Annotated in this window: 13 protein-coding genes and 1 pseudogene; 10 read left to right on the forward strand and 4 right to left on the reverse strand. The window is 66.6% G+C overall.

Annotated features, from left to right (window positions below):
* Nucleotides 1-4 precede the first annotated feature (4 nt).
* Complete coding sequence (locus ACN27J_RS26160) at nt 5-391, reverse strand: reverse transcriptase domain-containing protein (protein WP_421370265.1); 387 nt, start codon at nt 389-391, stop codon at nt 5-7.
* A 173-nt stretch (nt 392-564) separates the two neighbouring features.
* Between ACN27J_RS26160 and ACN27J_RS26165 the strand changes: the two genes are divergently transcribed.
* The gene (locus tag ACN27J_RS26165; RefSeq protein ID WP_421370266.1) at nt 565-1,737 is read left to right on the forward strand and encodes an ISAs1 family transposase; all 1,173 of its coding nucleotides are present in this window, start codon (nt 565-567) and stop codon (nt 1,735-1,737) included.
* Here the strand turns inward: ACN27J_RS26165 and ACN27J_RS26170 are convergent.
* On the reverse strand, nt 1,718-2,110 hold the full coding sequence (locus ACN27J_RS26170; RefSeq protein WP_421370268.1) for a reverse transcriptase N-terminal domain-containing protein: 393 nt from the start codon (nt 2,108-2,110) through the stop codon (nt 1,718-1,720). The two genes, ACN27J_RS26165 and ACN27J_RS26170, sit on opposite strands and share 20 nt — an antisense overlap.
* 288 nt (nt 2,111-2,398) lie before the next feature.
* On the opposite strand from ACN27J_RS26170, the gene tnpC reads away from it, so the two are divergent.
* The 3 genes and pseudogenes from tnpC to ACN27J_RS26185 all read left to right on the forward strand — a co-directional run bounded on the left by tnpC (nt 2,399) and on the right by ACN27J_RS26185 (nt 4,974).
* Nucleotides 2,399-3,847 carry an IS66 family transposase gene (gene tnpC / locus ACN27J_RS26175; protein WP_421370270.1) on the forward strand — a complete coding sequence of 483 codons (1,449 nt, stop codon included), beginning with the start codon at nt 2,399-2,401 and terminating at the stop codon, nt 3,845-3,847.
* A gap of 409 nt (nt 3,848-4,256) precedes the next feature.
* Nucleotides 4,257-4,610: pseudogene (locus ACN27J_RS26180) on the forward strand (IS1634 family transposase); the annotation flags it as partial.
* Between the two features lie 46 nt (nt 4,611-4,656).
* On the forward strand, nt 4,657-4,974 hold the full coding sequence (locus ACN27J_RS26185) for a hypothetical protein (RefSeq protein ID WP_421370271.1): 318 nt from the start codon (nt 4,657-4,659) through the stop codon (nt 4,972-4,974).
* A gap of 1,076 nt (nt 4,975-6,050) precedes the next feature.
* On the opposite strand, the gene ACN27J_RS26190 is transcribed toward ACN27J_RS26185, so the two are convergent.
* Nucleotides 6,051-7,109: a LacI family DNA-binding transcriptional regulator gene (locus ACN27J_RS26190; RefSeq protein ID WP_421370273.1), complete on the reverse strand. Its 1,059-nt coding sequence runs from the start codon at nt 7,107-7,109 to the stop codon at nt 6,051-6,053.
* A 302-nt stretch (nt 7,110-7,411) separates the two neighbouring features.
* Between ACN27J_RS26190 and ACN27J_RS26195 the strand changes: the two genes are divergently transcribed.
* The 4 genes from ACN27J_RS26195 (at nt 7,412) to ACN27J_RS26210 (ending at nt 12,129) form a co-directional block, all read left to right on the forward strand.
* Nucleotides 7,412-8,695, forward strand: coding sequence for an ABC transporter substrate-binding protein (locus ACN27J_RS26195; protein WP_278173996.1), 1,284 nt, complete (start codon nt 7,412-7,414; stop codon nt 8,693-8,695).
* A gap of 131 nt (nt 8,696-8,826) precedes the next feature.
* A complete protein-coding gene (locus ACN27J_RS26200; protein WP_421370274.1) occupies nt 8,827-9,651 on the forward strand; it encodes a carbohydrate ABC transporter permease in 825 nt (274 codons plus the stop codon).
* Complete coding sequence (locus ACN27J_RS26205; RefSeq protein WP_421370275.1) at nt 9,648-10,529, forward strand: carbohydrate ABC transporter permease; 882 nt, start codon at nt 9,648-9,650, stop codon at nt 10,527-10,529. The genes ACN27J_RS26200 and ACN27J_RS26205 overlap by 4 nt, the downstream gene beginning before the upstream one ends.
* A 61-nt stretch (nt 10,530-10,590) precedes the next feature.
* On the forward strand, nt 10,591-12,129 hold the full coding sequence (locus ACN27J_RS26210) for an alpha-N-arabinofuranosidase (RefSeq protein ID WP_421370277.1): 1,539 nt from the start codon (nt 10,591-10,593) through the stop codon (nt 12,127-12,129).
* A gap of 336 nt (nt 12,130-12,465) precedes the next feature.
* Here ACN27J_RS26210 and ACN27J_RS26215 read toward each other — a convergent pair whose 3' ends face one another.
* The gene (locus ACN27J_RS26215; protein ID WP_421370279.1) at nt 12,466-12,681 is read right to left on the reverse strand and encodes a hypothetical protein; all 216 of its coding nucleotides are present in this window, start codon (nt 12,679-12,681) and stop codon (nt 12,466-12,468) included.
* A gap of 43 nt (nt 12,682-12,724) precedes the next feature.
* Here ACN27J_RS26215 and ACN27J_RS26220 point away from each other — a divergent pair, with 43 nt between their 5' ends.
* Both ACN27J_RS26220 and ACN27J_RS26225 read left to right on the forward strand, forming a co-directional pair.
* The gene (locus ACN27J_RS26220) at nt 12,725-14,059 is read left to right on the forward strand and encodes a family 43 glycosylhydrolase (protein ID WP_421370281.1); all 1,335 of its coding nucleotides are present in this window, start codon (nt 12,725-12,727) and stop codon (nt 14,057-14,059) included.
* A gap of 81 nt (nt 14,060-14,140) precedes the next feature.
* A complete protein-coding gene (locus ACN27J_RS26225; RefSeq protein WP_421370282.1) occupies nt 14,141-15,538 on the forward strand; it encodes a glycoside hydrolase family 43 protein in 1,398 nt (465 codons plus the stop codon).
* Nucleotides 15,539-15,620 lie beyond the last annotated feature (82 nt).

A 15,620-nucleotide genomic window follows, 5' to 3' on the forward strand; every position in this document is an offset into this window, starting at 1 on the left:
CCGACTACGCAACAGCCCTGTGCTCCATGACCCCGGCCTTCAACCACGCGGCGACGTGTTCCCTGGCGGGGAACCCGTTCAGCATGGCCAGGAGGTGGTCATGGTCGATGTTGTCGAACGCCGCCTTCAAGTCGGCGTCCAGCACCCATGCGCGAAGCGACTTGCGCTTCCCGCACAGGCCGAAGATCGACTCGATGGCGTCATGGCAGCCACGTCCGGGCCGGAAGCCGTAGACGTCCGGCTCGAAGCGGGCTTCCCACTCCGGCTCCAGCGCGTTACGGACCATCGCCTGGATGGCGCGATCGATCAGCGTCGGGATGCCGAGCGGTCGGCGTTTGCCGTTCGCTTTCGGGATATAGACACGCCTCACCGGCGAGGGCGTCGTCGTCATCGCGTTCTTCGACAGCCACTGAACCAGAGCCAAAGCAAAGTTAGTTGATCTTTGTTTTCCCTGGTGAGGATGGTGTCCGCCGGTCCGGTCCAGGGGTGGTGAACGAGCACGGCCTTCCCAAGTAGACGATGAAGGTTCCTACGCCAGTCGTCGTCTGCAAAGAAAGGCCGCTCGTGTCAGTCTCCCACGCCGCGTTCGACACCGTCACCGATCATCGCGGGGAGGTGGACACCCGGCAGGTCACCGCGCTGGCGACACTGTTCGGGCAGGTCACCGATCCACGGAAGGCCCGGGGCGTCCGGCACCGGCTCGCGGCGGTGTTGACCGTGCTGACGATGGCACTGCTGTGCGGAGCCCGCAACTTCCGGCAGGCCGCCGACCGGGTCGCCGAATTGCCGCAGCCGCTGTTGGCCGCCGCTGGCGCCCGCCGGCATCCGGTGCTCGGGGTCCGCGTCGCACCGGGTCGCGACACGCTGCGCCGGGTGGTCGAGGCGGTCGACGCGGCCGTGGTGGACCGCCTCGTCAGCGCCTGGCTGGCCACCCGACTCGCCCCACCGGCCGACCAGTGCGGGCTGGCGGTGGACGGCAAGACCGTCCGCCACTCGGGCGGACCGGACGGGGTCGACGTGCAGCTGTTCGCCGCGATGCGCCACGACACCGCGGTGGTCGTCGCCCAGGTGCGGGTCCCGGCCGGCACCACCGAGGTCACCCAGATCCGGGCGCTGCTCGACCACACCGAGATCGCCGGCACGGTGATCACCGCCGACGCCGCGCACCCCAGCGGCGACACCGCCACCTACCTGCGGAACCGAGACGCGGACTACGTGTTCACCGTGAAGGGCAACAGGCCCGCGCTGCTGGCCGCGATCACCGACCGGCTACCCGCCGCCACGGCCGCGACCAGCGACCACACCGACACCGAACGCCGCAGCGGCCTGCGGGTCACCCGCACCATCTGGACGGCGCCCGCCACCGGCGTCGACTTCCCCGGCGCGGCCACGGTGTTCCGGCTACGCCGTGACGTGTACGCGCCGGACGGGCAACGGATCAGCAAACAGATCGTCCACGGCATCACCAGCCTGACCAGCGCGGGGGCCGAGATCGCCAGACACGTGCGCACCCACTGGTGGATCGAGAACAAGGTCCACTGGGTCCGTGACGTCCTGTTCGGCGAGGACACCCACCACGCCTGGCTCGGCGGCGTCGCCCACGCCATGGCCGCCCTGCGCAACCTCACCATCGCCCTGATCCGGCTCGCTGGACACTCCAGGATCAAGCAGGTGATGGAACGTCACCACGCCGACAAGATGCTCATCCCAGCCCTGCTCAACGCATCGCAGCCATGATCAACTGACTTTGCTTCAGCTCTGGCCACTGAACCATGGCGGTCCGTGACTCATCGTCGAGAACGACAACACCGTCCACCCCGGCGGTGTGGCGTCCCGCGTTGTCCTGCGTCACCCGGCGCACGGATACGAGCACGTTCGCTCGTGACCGCAGCATCAGGCGTTGCAAGCTGCGGACCCGCTTGTGGTCCGCGTCCTTTGCCGCCGTGAAGATCCGTTGCCTCAACGCACGTACGTCCGCCTCGACCTTCGACCAGACGACGCCCGGCCACCAGTCGAAGCGCTCGTCCGCGGGTCTGTTCGCCGAAGCGTCCAACATCCCCCGCAATTCCCTGCGCATCCGCACCTTCCATTCACAACTCACCTGGCTCACGTCAGCCCGGTTTCCCGTCCGGGAACGTGCCCGGTATCCAGGTGGTTATCGCTACGGCAACTGCTTGGAGGAGCAGCCGCGTGCCGCGCGTTTCCCAGTGCCTTTCGACGTCCTGGCGTTCGCTTCTTGAGCCATCCTGTTCCCGCCGCGCACGTCAACGCCCCTTACGGGCACGTCCACCGGATCAACCGGCGCGTGACGGGGTTTCCGTGTTCCACACCCGTGACTGATCAGGTGCTCGTCGGTGGGTCGGCTTGACCTGCGCGGTCTGGTCTGGATCATGGTGGGGTGTCCGGAACGCCATCCATCGTGGAGCTGCTTGAGCGGCTCGCCCGTTTGGAGGCGCGGGCTGTTGAGCTTGAGCGGGACAACGCCGAGTTGCGGCGGGAGAACGCGGTGCTGCGGGCGGAGAACGCGGACCTGCGGGCCCGGCTGGGGCAGGACTCGTCGAACTCGTCGCGACCTCCGTCGTCGGACGGCCTGGCGAAGCCCGCGCCGAAGTCGCTGCGTGAACGGTCGGGTCGGCGCCCGGGTGGGCAACCCGGTCATGAAGGTCGCACGTTGCGGCAGGTCGTTGATCCGCACGAGCGGATCGAGCACAAACCGGTCACGTGTGGCGGGTGCGGTGACGGGCTGGCGGCTGCGCCGGTGACCGGGGTCGCCGCCCGGCAGGTGTTCGACCTGCCGGACATCGGTGTGCGGGTGACCGAGCATCGGATCGTGTCGCGGCGGTGCGGGTGCGGGCGGGTCACCGCCGGCCGGGCTCCGGACGGGGTGGACGCCCCGGTGCAGTACGGACCGGGAGTGAACGCGGCCGTCGTGTATCTGCAGCAGGCGCTGTTCGGAGCGCAGGCGCGTACCGCGCAGGCCATGAGCGATCTGTTCGGGGTGCCGATGTCGGTCGGCGCGGTCGCCGCCGCACACGCCCGCGCCGGGGACGCCCTGGCCGATTCGGAGTTCGTCGACCAGGTCCGCGACGCGCTGACCAGCGCGCCCGTCGTGCACGCCGACGAGTCCGGGCTGCGGGTCGCCGGCAAACTGCACTGGGTGCACGTGGCCACCACCGGCAAGTACACCCTCGTCTGGGTGCATGCCAGGCGCGGCCGGGCCGGGATCGACGCCGGCCAGGTCATGGGCTCGATGGCCGGGATCGCCGTGCACGACGCGTGGGCCCCGTACGACACCTACAGCGTGACCGGGCACCAGTTGTGCTGCGCGCACCTGCTCCGCGAACTGACCGCCGCCGCCGAACTGGCACCCGGAGCGGTGTGGCCCGGGCAGGCGGCCGAGGCGCTGCTGACGCTCAAGTCGGCCGTTGACACCGCCCGCGCTGCGAACCGGACCGGGATCGACCCGTCTCTGCTGGCTGAGCAGACCGGCTTGTTCCGCCAGGCCGCCCTGGTCGCGGTGAAGGAGCACCAGGCGCTACCGTCCCCGACCGCCCGGAAACTCGCCGCCCTCGCCCGCCGGATGCGCGACCGTGTCGACGACTACCTGCGCTTCGCGGTCGATCTGCGGTCCCCGTTCGACAACAACACCGCCGAACAGCAGATCCGCATGGTCAAGATCCGGCAGAAGGTATCCGGGAGCTTACGCACCCTCGACGGAGCCCAGCAGTTCGCGCTGATCCGTTCCTACCTCGCCACCGCCACCGCACACGGCCGCAACATCATGGACGCCCTCGTCGAGCTCGCCGCCGGCCGTCCCTGGCTACCCACCGCTGTAGCCACCACCTGATCAGTCACCCACACCCTTCAGATACGACCTGGCAGGGCGCCGTCTATCCCCCGAGGGCAGTGGTGTCCTCGCACCGAGACCCTTACCTCTCTCGTGCCACCTGCCGGACCTTCCCCGGCCGGCCCTTGCCACCCCCGCCGCCTGCCAGCAAAGGGGCTCAACGTTAACGAGGGGTCGACGACGGTTCACTTGCGTTCGCCCATCCAGGTCTTCCCCTTGCCTGCTCGCCGTCGGCAGACTGACCGCGCGCTTTGGCTTCTCCCGCGGGCTTCGCACCCCGTCGTTGCCGACGACGCACGCCACGGTGGGGACGGGCCGATGGACACTGACCCGAACTACATGCAGCTCCCGTAAGGGCGCCACCTCCAAACCATGCAGTTACTGAAGCGGTGCGACCTCACGTCGCACCAAGGGCTACGTCACCAACCTGCCGAACCCCGACCCCGACCAGGTCATCGGCGCCTACAGCCGACTCCTGCAGGTCGAGAAGTCGTTCCGGATGTCCAAGACGGACCTGGCCGCCCGGCCGGTGTTCCACCACACCCGCGAATCGATCGAGGCCCACCTGACGATCGTGTTCGCCGCCCTGGCCGTGTCCCGCTGGATCGAGAACACCACCGGCTGGAGCATCAGACGCTTCGTCACCACCGCCCGCCGCTACCGCACCGTCACCATCCAGGCCGGCGACCACACCATCACCGCCGCCGACCCCCTACCCGACGACCTCCACACCGCACTCAACGCAATCCACCGCACGCACTAAATGGCCCAAGTCGGGAGCGGTCGTGGACGACTTTTGTGTACCGACGATGGCGTTCGACCGCAGGATATTCGTGGGTGAGGTCCAGATCGGTCGGGCGACTTGGAGGATTCCCTACACGTTTACATCGCCTCCTCCGTATACCGCTCGTCTTTGCTACCGCCGGGACGGGCGAGAACTGGAGGCGCTCCAGGTTCCTGAATTCAATGGAACCGGTGCGCCGGGAGCGTTGGTGTTCGCAATGGAACGGCTTTCGTTGCAAGCGCTGCCGACGAATGCGATGGTGGCGGTCCAGGAAGCGGTGACAGCCGTCGTCGAGCCGTTTGCCTCCGTGACCGTCAGGTGTGTCGTCACGGCCGTTTCATGATCATATTTTGGTTGAGGATGGTGAATGGCCTGGTCATGTTGCGGGCGGCCCATCGGGTGGCTTCGGTGATGTCGGGTCGGCTGGCCAGGCGTAGGGCGTTGATGGCGAGGTTGCGTAGCGAGGCCAGTACGCGGGGCCCGGATCGGGTACGCACGGTTGACTGGTCTTCGGGTAACGCGTCGTCGCGGTTGCCGCGTGGGGCCGCGGGAACCGCGAGGCTGCGCTGCTCTCTCCGTCCTGCCACTCGTGATACCAGGGCGCTTCCTGTTCCCAGAAGTGAATTAGGGCCGCTCGCCGCGAACGTGGTGGATACACGACCGACGGTGCCGCGGCGCCAGACTGGATGCTCCGCGGGCTTTACGGTGCGTTGTCGTGTTCCGGCTCGAAGGGCTTGAGGTACAGCACGAGACTGCCGAGCCTCTTGGCGAGCGAGGGGAAGCCGGGGTAGATCCAAGGTCTCTGGCTGGATGGAGACTTCTGGGCCCATGTCGTGCTCGGTACCGCGGGCACCAGCGCTGTGATCTGGATCATGAAGGGGGCGCTGGCTGTTGATCTCCAGCGCCCTCCCGGTTCGGATGGCCGTGATATCTCACAACCGTCTCACGGACGGTCTGGCAAGCCCCAGTGCAGGCCGGCGCGATTCGGACTCTGACCTTGCCGCTGACCTGCACGCCCGGCACAGTTCGGCACCGCCCGACAGGCCTCAATAGGCCGTCGAGTTCACTGGCAGTGTGGGGGTCAGGGGTTCGAGTCCCCTCGGCTCCACCCGAAACCACAGGCCAGCGACATCTTCAAGCGATACTTGTCGATGCCGCTGGCCTGGGTGTCTCGATCTCACCTCGCGACCTGGGTGAGACACCCCAACACATCGAGTATGTGCTGGCAAGCTCGTTTTCGGCCCGTCTGAGTTGGTGTGTCGGTACGCCGCGCCTGTGGTGCGCTGCTGATCGCGCATGACGTGGCAGGGGGTCGGCCCGTAGCAGGGGTAGGAGTCGGTTCCCGAGGCGTACCACGTCCGCTGTCGCGGCGGTGCCGATGATCGTCGGCCCCGTTACGGGTGCGTGATCGCGGGCAGGCTATCGGCTGGTCGCGGTCGGCGTCTCGCCTGACGGTCGTGTCGGCCCGACCGTGCTCGCGCGTACGACGAGTCGGTGCGGTGCGCGCAGCTCCACACCGGGCAGCGGTGTGCGGCTGGCGATCCGCAGCAGCAGCCGCTCGACGGCGGTTGTCGCGATCCACTCCTTGTCGGGGGAGATCGTGCTCACCGGCGGATTCGAGTAGGCACCGTCCTCAATGTCGTCGTAGCCGACCACCGCGATGTCCTCGGGCACCCGCAATCCGCGCGAGGTGAGCACGTGCATGGCGCCCAGTGCGACGAGATCGCTGTAGCAGAACACGGCGTCGGGCGGCTGCGGCAGGTCGAGCAGATGTCGCATCGCGCCGGCCCCGTCGGCCCTGTTGAACCGTGGAGTCGCGATGATGAGCTCCTCACGTACGGTCACGCCGCGTCGCTCGTGCGCTGCGCGGAACCCGCGGGTCCGCAGCTGTGCGGCCTCACCCGTGGGGTAGGGCTGGTCCCCGATCGCGGCGAGGCGCCTCCGGCCGAGGTCGAGCAGATGTTCGGTGGCCTGCCGGGACGCCTCGACGTCGTCGATGCCGACGTGGTCGAACGTGCCCTGACTGGTCCGTTCGCCAAGGATCACCAGCGGGAGACTGGGATCGTGGTCGGCCAGCGCCTGCTGGTCGAGACCGAGCGGGCTGAAGATGACGCCGTCGAAGAGCAGCCGGCTGCGGCCGTGGCTGATGAGCATCCGCTCGTGATCGGGGTCGCCGTCGGTCTGGTCGATGAGTACGTTGTATCCCTGCACGCGAGCGGCCCGGATGACGCCCTGTAGCAGCTCCGAAAAGTACGGTGTGTCGAGGTACGGCACGACGAGGGCGATCTGTCCGGATCGGCCCTGGGCGAGGTTGCGTGCCAGGACGTTGGGTCGGTAATTGAGCTGCTCGACGGCTTGCATGACGCGCGCTCGAGTGCGCTCGGTGACGTTGGCGTAGCCGTTGACGACGTTGGAGACCGTCCGGCTCGAGACACCGGCTAGTTGAGCGACCTCACGTAGGGTGACGTCCCGCCGCATGTCGGCCTTCCTTTCGATCCCGAAGGCCGTCGCAGGTTTCCAACAGGTTACCCCTTGCCGTCCATCGATGGTCCGGGCATGCTGTCTTGCAGCGCTGCAAAGACGATACTGGATGTGCCACGGGCGCCGGTCGCGGCGTGTGCCACGCGGGACACGTCGTGCTCTGAGTGGCCGGTCACGGTGTGCCAGCACCGCGACCGGCCCGGTGGCACATACACGCATCGGCTGCGAAAGCAGTCGATCTCCGACGGAGGAGTTCAGTGAGTGCCAGGAGTTCCAGTCTAGGACGTCGGCACCTCGCCGTGACGGTGGCGGTCGTCACCGCCCTGTCGCTGGCGGGGTGCGGTTCGGACGGCGGCGAAGAGCAGGACGGCCCGGTCACGATTACGGTGTGGGCGTGGTATCCGGCGTTCCAGGGTGTGGTCGACCTGTTCAACCGGACGCACACGGATATCAAGATCGAGTGGACCAACGCAGGCACCGGCCAGGACCAGTACACCAAGTTGCAGACCGCGTTGAAGGCTGGCAAGGGTGCGCCCGACGTGGTGATGCTCGAGTTCCAGGAGCTGCCGACCTTCCAGCTCACCGGGCACCTGGTCGACATGAGCGCGTACGGGGCCAACGATCTCAAGGGCAACTACGTCGACTGGGCGTGGAAGCAGGTCAGCAACGGTGCGGCCGTCCACGCGATTCCCGTCGACGCTGGGCCGATGGCGATGCTGTACCGGCAGGACATCTTCGAGCAGTACGGGCTGACCGTGCCGACGACCTGGACCGAGTTCAGGGAGCAGGCCGAGAAACTGAAAGCCGCCGCTCCCGAGAAGTACATGACGGACTTCGGGGCGAACGACGGTGGTTTTATGACCGGACTGATGTGGCAGGCCGGCGCCCGGCCGTTCGGATACGACGTGGCTGACCCGCAGCATATCGATGTTAACGTTAACAGTGAGCCTGCGAAGAACGTCATGTCGTATTGGGAGGACATGGTCGACGCTGGCCTGGCCGACACCACCGCGTACGGAACGACGGACTTCTACAACGGGTTGGCCAGCGGGAAGTACGCGACCTACCTGGCGGCGGGGTGGGGTCCGGGCTATCTGGCGAGTGTGGCGAAGACGACGGCCGGCGCGTGGCGCGCGGCACCGTTGCCTCAGTGGACCGCCGGGGACGACGCCCAAGGGGACTGGGGCGGCTCGTCGTTCGCCGTGACCGATCAGACGGAGCACCCCGAGGAAGCCACCCGGGTCGCCATGGAGATCTTCGGGAGCGACAAGGATGCCTGGAAGATCGGGATCGACGAGGCGTTCCTCTTCCCGACCGCAACACCGATCTTGGAGTGGGACTATTTTCTTACCAAGGAGTACGAGTTCTTCGGCGGGCAGAAGGTCAACGAGGTCTTTGTGCCGGCGTACAACGGGATCGAAGAATTTCAGTGGAGTCCGTTCAACAGCTACAGCTTCAGCCAGTTGACCACTGCGGTAGGACAGGCGGTGGAAGAGGACACCTCCTGGCCGGGCGCGCTTGACACGGTTCAACAGAACCTTGTCACGTACGCGTCGAATCAAGGATTCCAGGTCTCCCGATGACCCGGATCCGACCCCTCCCCGTGGCCACCGACCCGGTGGCCACGGGGCCCACGGGCCCCACCGTGCCCGGTGGTGGCCGGCGTCGGACGGCCGTCCGACGCCGGTTCGACCGGCAGGCGGCTGTCGGATGGTTGTTCGTCGCACCGTTCGCGACCCTGCTCCTCGTGTTCCTGCTGCTACCGATGGTGTACGCGTTCAAGCTCAGTCTGTACCGCTCGACGCTGGTGCAGGGCGAGGTGTTCGCCGCGTTCGACAACTACCGCCAGGCCTTCGCTGATCCGGAGTTTCGCTCGGGGGTCTTGCGGGTGCTCGTCTTCGGGCTCGTGCAGACGCCGGTGATGATCGGTCTCGCCCTTGTCCTGGCTCTGTTGGTCGATGGCGTCAGTTCGCGCTTCGCCCGGATGCTGCGGCTGGCGGCGTTCGTCCCGTACGCCGTACCGGTGGTCATCGGCACGCTGATGTGGGGCTTTCTCTACAGCCAGAACACCGGACCGTTTAGATTCACCGGGATCGACTTCGTCGCGGGCGACACCGTTCTGGCCTCGCTGGGGAACCTCGTCGTCTGGCAGTGGACAGGCTACAACATGATCGTGCTGTATGCCGCGCTGCAGGGCGTGCCGCGGGAGATCTACGAGTCCGCGAGGATCGACGGTGCGGGGGCGGTGCAGGTCGCGCTGCGGATCAAGGCACCGATGATCTCCGCGGCCCTGGTGCTGTGCACCGTGTTCACGATCGTCGGCACCCTCCAGTTCTTCACCGAGCCGCTCATCCTGCAGCCACTCAACCCCGGCGCGATCACCAACAGTTACACACCCAACGTCTACGCCTACAATCAGGCGTTCTCGTACCAGCAGTACAACTACTCGGCGGCGATTTCCTTCCTGCTCGGCGCGGTGGTCTTCGTCGGTTCATACATCTTCCTGTTCGCCACGCGCAAGAGGAGTTCGCTGCGATGAGCGCCCCCGTCGCGACGACCTCCTCGCCGGCGGTGCGGCGCAGCCGCGGTACGGTCGGCACGCACCTGGTGATGGCGCTGTTCGTGGCGTACTTCCTGTTGCCGTTCTGGTGGCTGCTCGTCGCGGCGACCAAGGACAACGACGGGTTGTTCGGCTCGGAACCGCTCTGGTTCGCCGATCTGCATCTGGTCGACAATCTCCGACTGCTGTTCACTCAGGACGACGGACTCTACCTACGCTGGATGGGCAACTCGGCGTTGTACGCCGCGACCAGCGGCGTCGGGGCTACCGCGATCGCCGCCCTGGCCGGCTACGCCTTCGCCAAGCTGCGCTTTCCGGGTCGCAACGCGCTGTTCGCGCTGCTGCTCGGCCTCATCATGGTGCCGGCCACGGCCCTGGTCCTGCCGACGTACCTGCTGATGGCCGAGGTCGGGCTGGTCGACTCGGTGTGGGCGGTGATCCTGCCCTCGTTGCTCAACCCGTTTGGGGTGTACCTGTTGCGCGTCTACGCTCATGACTCGGTGCCCGACGAGATGCTCGAGGCCGCCCGCATCGACGGCGCGGGGGAGTTCCGGGTGTTCCGGAGCGTCGCGCTGCCCGCCATGCGACCGGCGTTGGTCACCGTCCTGCTGTTTACCATGGTGGCGAGCTGGAACAACTTCTTCCTGCCGCTGGTGATGCTCAGTGATCAGAACCTCTACCCGCTGACCGTCGGCCTGCGGTCCTGGTACCTGTCGGCGACCATCGGCAACGGTGGACCAGCTCTGTTCAACGTCATCGTCATCGGCTCGTTGGTCGCGATCGTTCCGCTCATCGCCGCGTTTCTGCTGCTGCAGCGCTACTGGCGAGGCGGGCTGACCATCGGCTCCCTCCGATGACGTACACCTGCCAACCGTGGGCGCCGGTGACGCCGCGACCACCGTTCCGACAAGGACATCCATGCACCTCGCTCACCTCGCCCTGGATCCGGCCGCCGTCGTGGCCCCGGTCAACCGCCGCACCTTCGGTACGTTCGTCGAGCACATGGGGCGGTGTGTCTACACCGGAATCTACGAGCCCGGTCACCCGTCCGCCGACGCGGACGGGTTCCGGACCGACGTCTTGGCCCTGACCCGCGAACTCGGTGTCACGGTGGTCCGCTACCCGGGTGGCAACTTCGTCTCGGGGTACCGGTGGGAGGACGGGGTCGGGCCGAGGGACCAGCGCCCCCGTCGACGCGATCTCGCCTGGCGCAGCATCGAGACGAACGAGATCGGCATCGACGAGTTCGTCCGGTGGGCCGACAAGGCGGACGTCGAGATCATGTACGCGGTGAACCTGGGCACCAGGGGAGTGCAGGAGGCTCTCGACGTACACGAGTACGTCAACCACTCCGGCGGCACCCACCTGGCCGACCTGCGACGGGCCAACGGCGCGGACAAGCCGTACGGCATCCGGATGTGGTGCCTGGGCAACGAACTCGACGGTCCGTGGCAGCTTGGTCACAAAAGCGCCGAGGCGTACGGGCAGCTCGCTGCCGCCACCGCTCGGGCGCTGCGCGCGGCGGAACCGGACCTGGAACTGATTGTCTGCGGAAGCTCCGGTTCCACGATGCCGACGTTCGGCTCGTGGGAAGCCACTGTCCTGGAGCACACCTATGATTTGGTGGACTACGTCTCGTGCCACGCCTACTACGAGGAACACGACGGTGACGTCGGGTCCTTTCTCGCCTGCGCCACCGACATGGACCACTTCGTCAACAGCGTCGTCGCCACCGCCGACAGCATCGGCGCCCGGCTGCGTAGCAAGAAGAAGATCCAACTGTCGTTCGACGAGTGGAACGTCTGGTATCTCTCCCGCTTCCAGAACCAGCCGCCGGTCGACGACTGGCGGGTCGCCCCGCGGGTCATCGAGGACGAGTACAACGTCGCCGACGCCGTGGTGGTCGGCAACCTGCTCATCTCCCTGCTGCGGCACAGCGACCGGGTGACTGCCGCGTGCCAGGCTCAACTGGTCAACGTGATCGCCCCGATCCGCACCGAACCCGGCGGGCCCGCCTGGCGGCAGACCATCTTCCATCCGTTCGCCCGAACGGCCGCACTGGCCCGCGGCGACGTCCTGCGTACGGTGGTGGACGGCCCCGCGTACCAGACTGACCGTTACGGCGCTGCCCCGGTGGTCGACGCGGTCGCCACCTATGACGCGGCGACGGACGTCGTGGCGGCGTTTGTCGTCAACCGTGACCAGGCCCGGTCGGTGGAACTCACCATCGACCTGAGTCGGTTCGGCGCGGGAGCCTGGAGTGTGGAAGCGTCGACTCTGCACGACGACGACATCCGGGCCACCAACACCGCGGGACGCCCGGACCGGGTGGGGCTGCGCACCAACCGGCAGGTCTCGACGCATCCTGGCGGTGTCCGGATCGTGCTGCCGCCGGTGTCGTGGACAGCCGTGCAGTGCTCGTCGATCCGGTCCACCGACGGGCTGAGCGACGGCTGATTCCCACCATCGGCGACTGGGCCGACGATACAGCGCGGCGGTGTCCGGCATCTCGGTGCCGGACGTCGCCTGCCGCTGCGCTTGACCCCTGTCTCGGACTGGCGGCGGCGGTATCCATGTGACTGGTATCAGTGCGTTCCATGGCGGTCGCACTACCTGAAAAAATCGACCGAAGTCAAAGCGTTAGGCGCTTGACAGGGGTCGATGTTAACGCGAACAATTGACGTAACGCGGGCGTAATGATCCTGTTGCGATCCGTAGGCGTGCGCGCGCCGTCTGCGCGGGCGGTCGATTCGGCGGAGACGGTCACTCCCTCCCGGGTGGTGAACTGTCACCCTAGATATCGATCAACAACAATATAATGTTGGTGTAGTAGGCCGTGTCGAACTCGATGAAGGAGGTTTCGATGACGAGGTTGGATCGGGTGCCGCGGGTGGGTTCGCGGTGGCGTGGTGTGCGGGTGGGGGTCGTCGCGGGTGCGGCGGTGTTGGTGTTGGCGGGTACGGGGGTGGTGTTCGGGTTGCCGTCGGCGTCGGCGGCGACGGTGGACACGTCGGCGTCGTATGTGTTTGTGAATCGGCACAGTGGTAAGGCGATGGATGTGTATGACTGGTCGACGGCGGAGAACGCGCCGGTGAATCAGTGGGCGCGTAATGATCTTGCGGTGCAGCAGTGGCAGTTCGTGGATGCTGGTGGTGGGTTCTACAAGGTGCGGTCGCGGCACAGTGGGAAGGTGCTGGAGTTGCCGAGTGCGGCGGATGGGACGCAGTTGGTGCAGTCCACTGATCGGGGGTCGGCTACGCAGCAGTTTCGGTTGGTGGATTCGGCTGGTGGTTTCGTGCGGTTCGTGAACCGGCAGTCGAGCAAGGTCATTGATGTGTGGGAGTGGTCGACGGCGGATGGTGGCCGGCTGGCCGGGTATGCGGATCTGGACGGCGCCAACCAGCAGTGGCAGCTGATCCGGCTGGGCGGCGGGACCGCCCGGACGTTCACCAACCCGATCAAGCGCAACGGGCCCGACCCGTGGCTCCAGGTGCACAACGGCGTGTACTACCTGGCCACGACGACGTGGAACTCGACGATCACCATGCGCCGGTCCACCACCCTCGCTGGGCTGGCGACGGCCCCGGATCAGGTGATCTTCAACCTGGCCGGCCGGCCCAACGGCTGCTGCAACATGTGGGCACCGGAGTTCCACCTGATCAACGGACCTAATGGACCACGGTGGTACTTCTACTACACGGCCGGGCAGAACGTGGCCGACTTCAACCCGACGCAACGGCTGCACGTACTCGAGAGCGCCGGGACCGACCCGATGGGACCGTACACGTTCAAGGCCGATCTGGGCAGCGACTGGCAGCTCGACGCGAGCATCCTGACGGTCAACAACCGGCTCTACCTGATGGGTACGTACAATGCCGGCGGCAGCTACGGGCAGAGCCTGTTCATCACGCCGATGAGCAACCCCTGGACGCTGAGTGGCCCACGGGTCCGACTGAGCTCCCCCACCCTGTCCTGGGAGCGCCAGACCCATCCGGTCAACGAAGGGCCGGAGCCGCTGTACCACGACGGGCGCACAATGATCGTCTACTCGGCGAGTGCCTGCTGGGGTCCGGACTACAAGCTCGGCCTGCTCACCTTCACCGGCAGTGACCCACTCAACCCGGGGCACTGGACAAAGGCACCGAACCCGGTGTTCCAGCGCGACAACGCCAACGGCGTCTACGCTCCCGGGCACAACGGGTTCTTCAAGTCGCCCGACGGCACCGAGGACTGGATCGTCTACCACGCCAACGACTCGGCTGGCGGCGGCTGCGACATGAACCGGTCCACCCGAGCTCAGAAGTTCACCTGGAACGCGGATGGTACCCCCAATTTCGGCACGCCTGTCCAGCTCGGGGTCACTCTTACCGCTCCCTCAGGCGAATGAACCGCCCCCGTGTCCCAGGCGGTACGCCCACTCAGATCCCCGTACCAGGTCCGCCTCGCCGGGCCGGAGATGAGTAGTTCGATGGTTTCTCGACGCACCCTGCTGGCTACCGGAGCGTCCGCCGCGGTGGTCGCTGGCACCGACATCCTGCTCCGTGGTGCGACACCGGCCTTGGCCGTTCCGCCCTACGGCGGCTACGTCATGGGCTACTTCACCGAGTCGCCCTCGTCGCTGGCCGACAGCTACGGTCTTCATCTGGCCGTCAGCACCGACGGTCTGCACTGGACTCCGCTAAACCAGAACAACCCGGTCGTCACACCCACCGCCGGCACGGGCGGTCTGCGCGACCCGTTCATCATGCGCAAGCAGGACGACACCTTCGTGGTGCTCGCCACCGACCTCAACGGAAAGGACTTCACCCAGCAGAACCAGTACATCCACATCTGGGACTCTCCTGACCTGCTGAGCTTCACCGGCTACCGCCGGGTGCGGATGCATACGATGCCGACCCATACCTGGGCACCGGAGGCGTTCTGGGACTCATCAAGGGGCCAGTACGGGATCCTGTACTCCGCCAGGAGCGGCAGCCGGGACGCCTTCTACGTCAACTACACCACGGACTTCCGTACCGTGAGCGCTCACCAGCTGTACTTCGACCCGGGTTTCGACGTGTTGGACGCCACCATGCACGTCGGCAGCGGCATGAACTACCTGTACTACAAGAGCTTCACCGACGGCCGGCTATACGGCGCCCGGTCCGGCAGCCTCGCCCCGCGTAGCTTCGACCGGGGTACGTACACCAGTGGCGTCGTCAACGGTGGTATCGAGGCGCCCATCGTGGTCAAGGCCAACGACCGTGACGAATGGTTTCTCTGGGGTGATTCGTTCTCCCCGAACAACGGTGAACTGTACGTGTGGCGTAGCGGCGACATCAACAGCAACAGCTGGACGCCACTTGGCAAGGAACGCTACACCCAACCGCTCAATGCCAAGCATCCCACCATCGCGCCGATCACCACCGCTGAGCAGGCGGCGATGCTGTCGCGGTGGGGGGCACCTGCCTGGAACCGGATCAAGTCGTACAACTTCCCGGACCACCTGATCCGGCACGCCAATTACGCGGTACGGATCGACCCGTATCCGTTCGACCCTTACGCCGACGCCCAGTGGCGCCTGCGGCCCGGCCTGGCGAACTCCTCGGGAGTGTCGTTCGAGTCGGTCAACTACCCCGGTCAGTACCTGCGGCACAGCAACTACGTCCTGGGCCTGGCTGCCAACGACGGTTCCGCCGTATTCGCCGGCGATGCCACCTTCTACCGGACGGCCGGGCTCGCGGACTCCGGATGGAGCTCGTTCCGCTCGCACAACTTCTCTGACTACTACATTCGCCACGCCAGCTATGTCCTACGTATCGACCCGCTCAGCAACTCGTCGAGTGCGGCCGACCGTGCGGACGCCACGTTCCAGATCGGGTACTGAGCGGAACGCCCGGGTCGGTGGCGCGGTACGCGACGTCGACCCGGCTCGTCCCGTGGAGACAGCGGCGTTGTCCGCCCCGGGT

This window comes from Solwaraspora sp. WMMB762, assembly GCF_049179115.1.
GTDB lineage: Bacteria > Actinomycetota > Actinomycetes > Mycobacteriales > Micromonosporaceae > Micromonospora_E.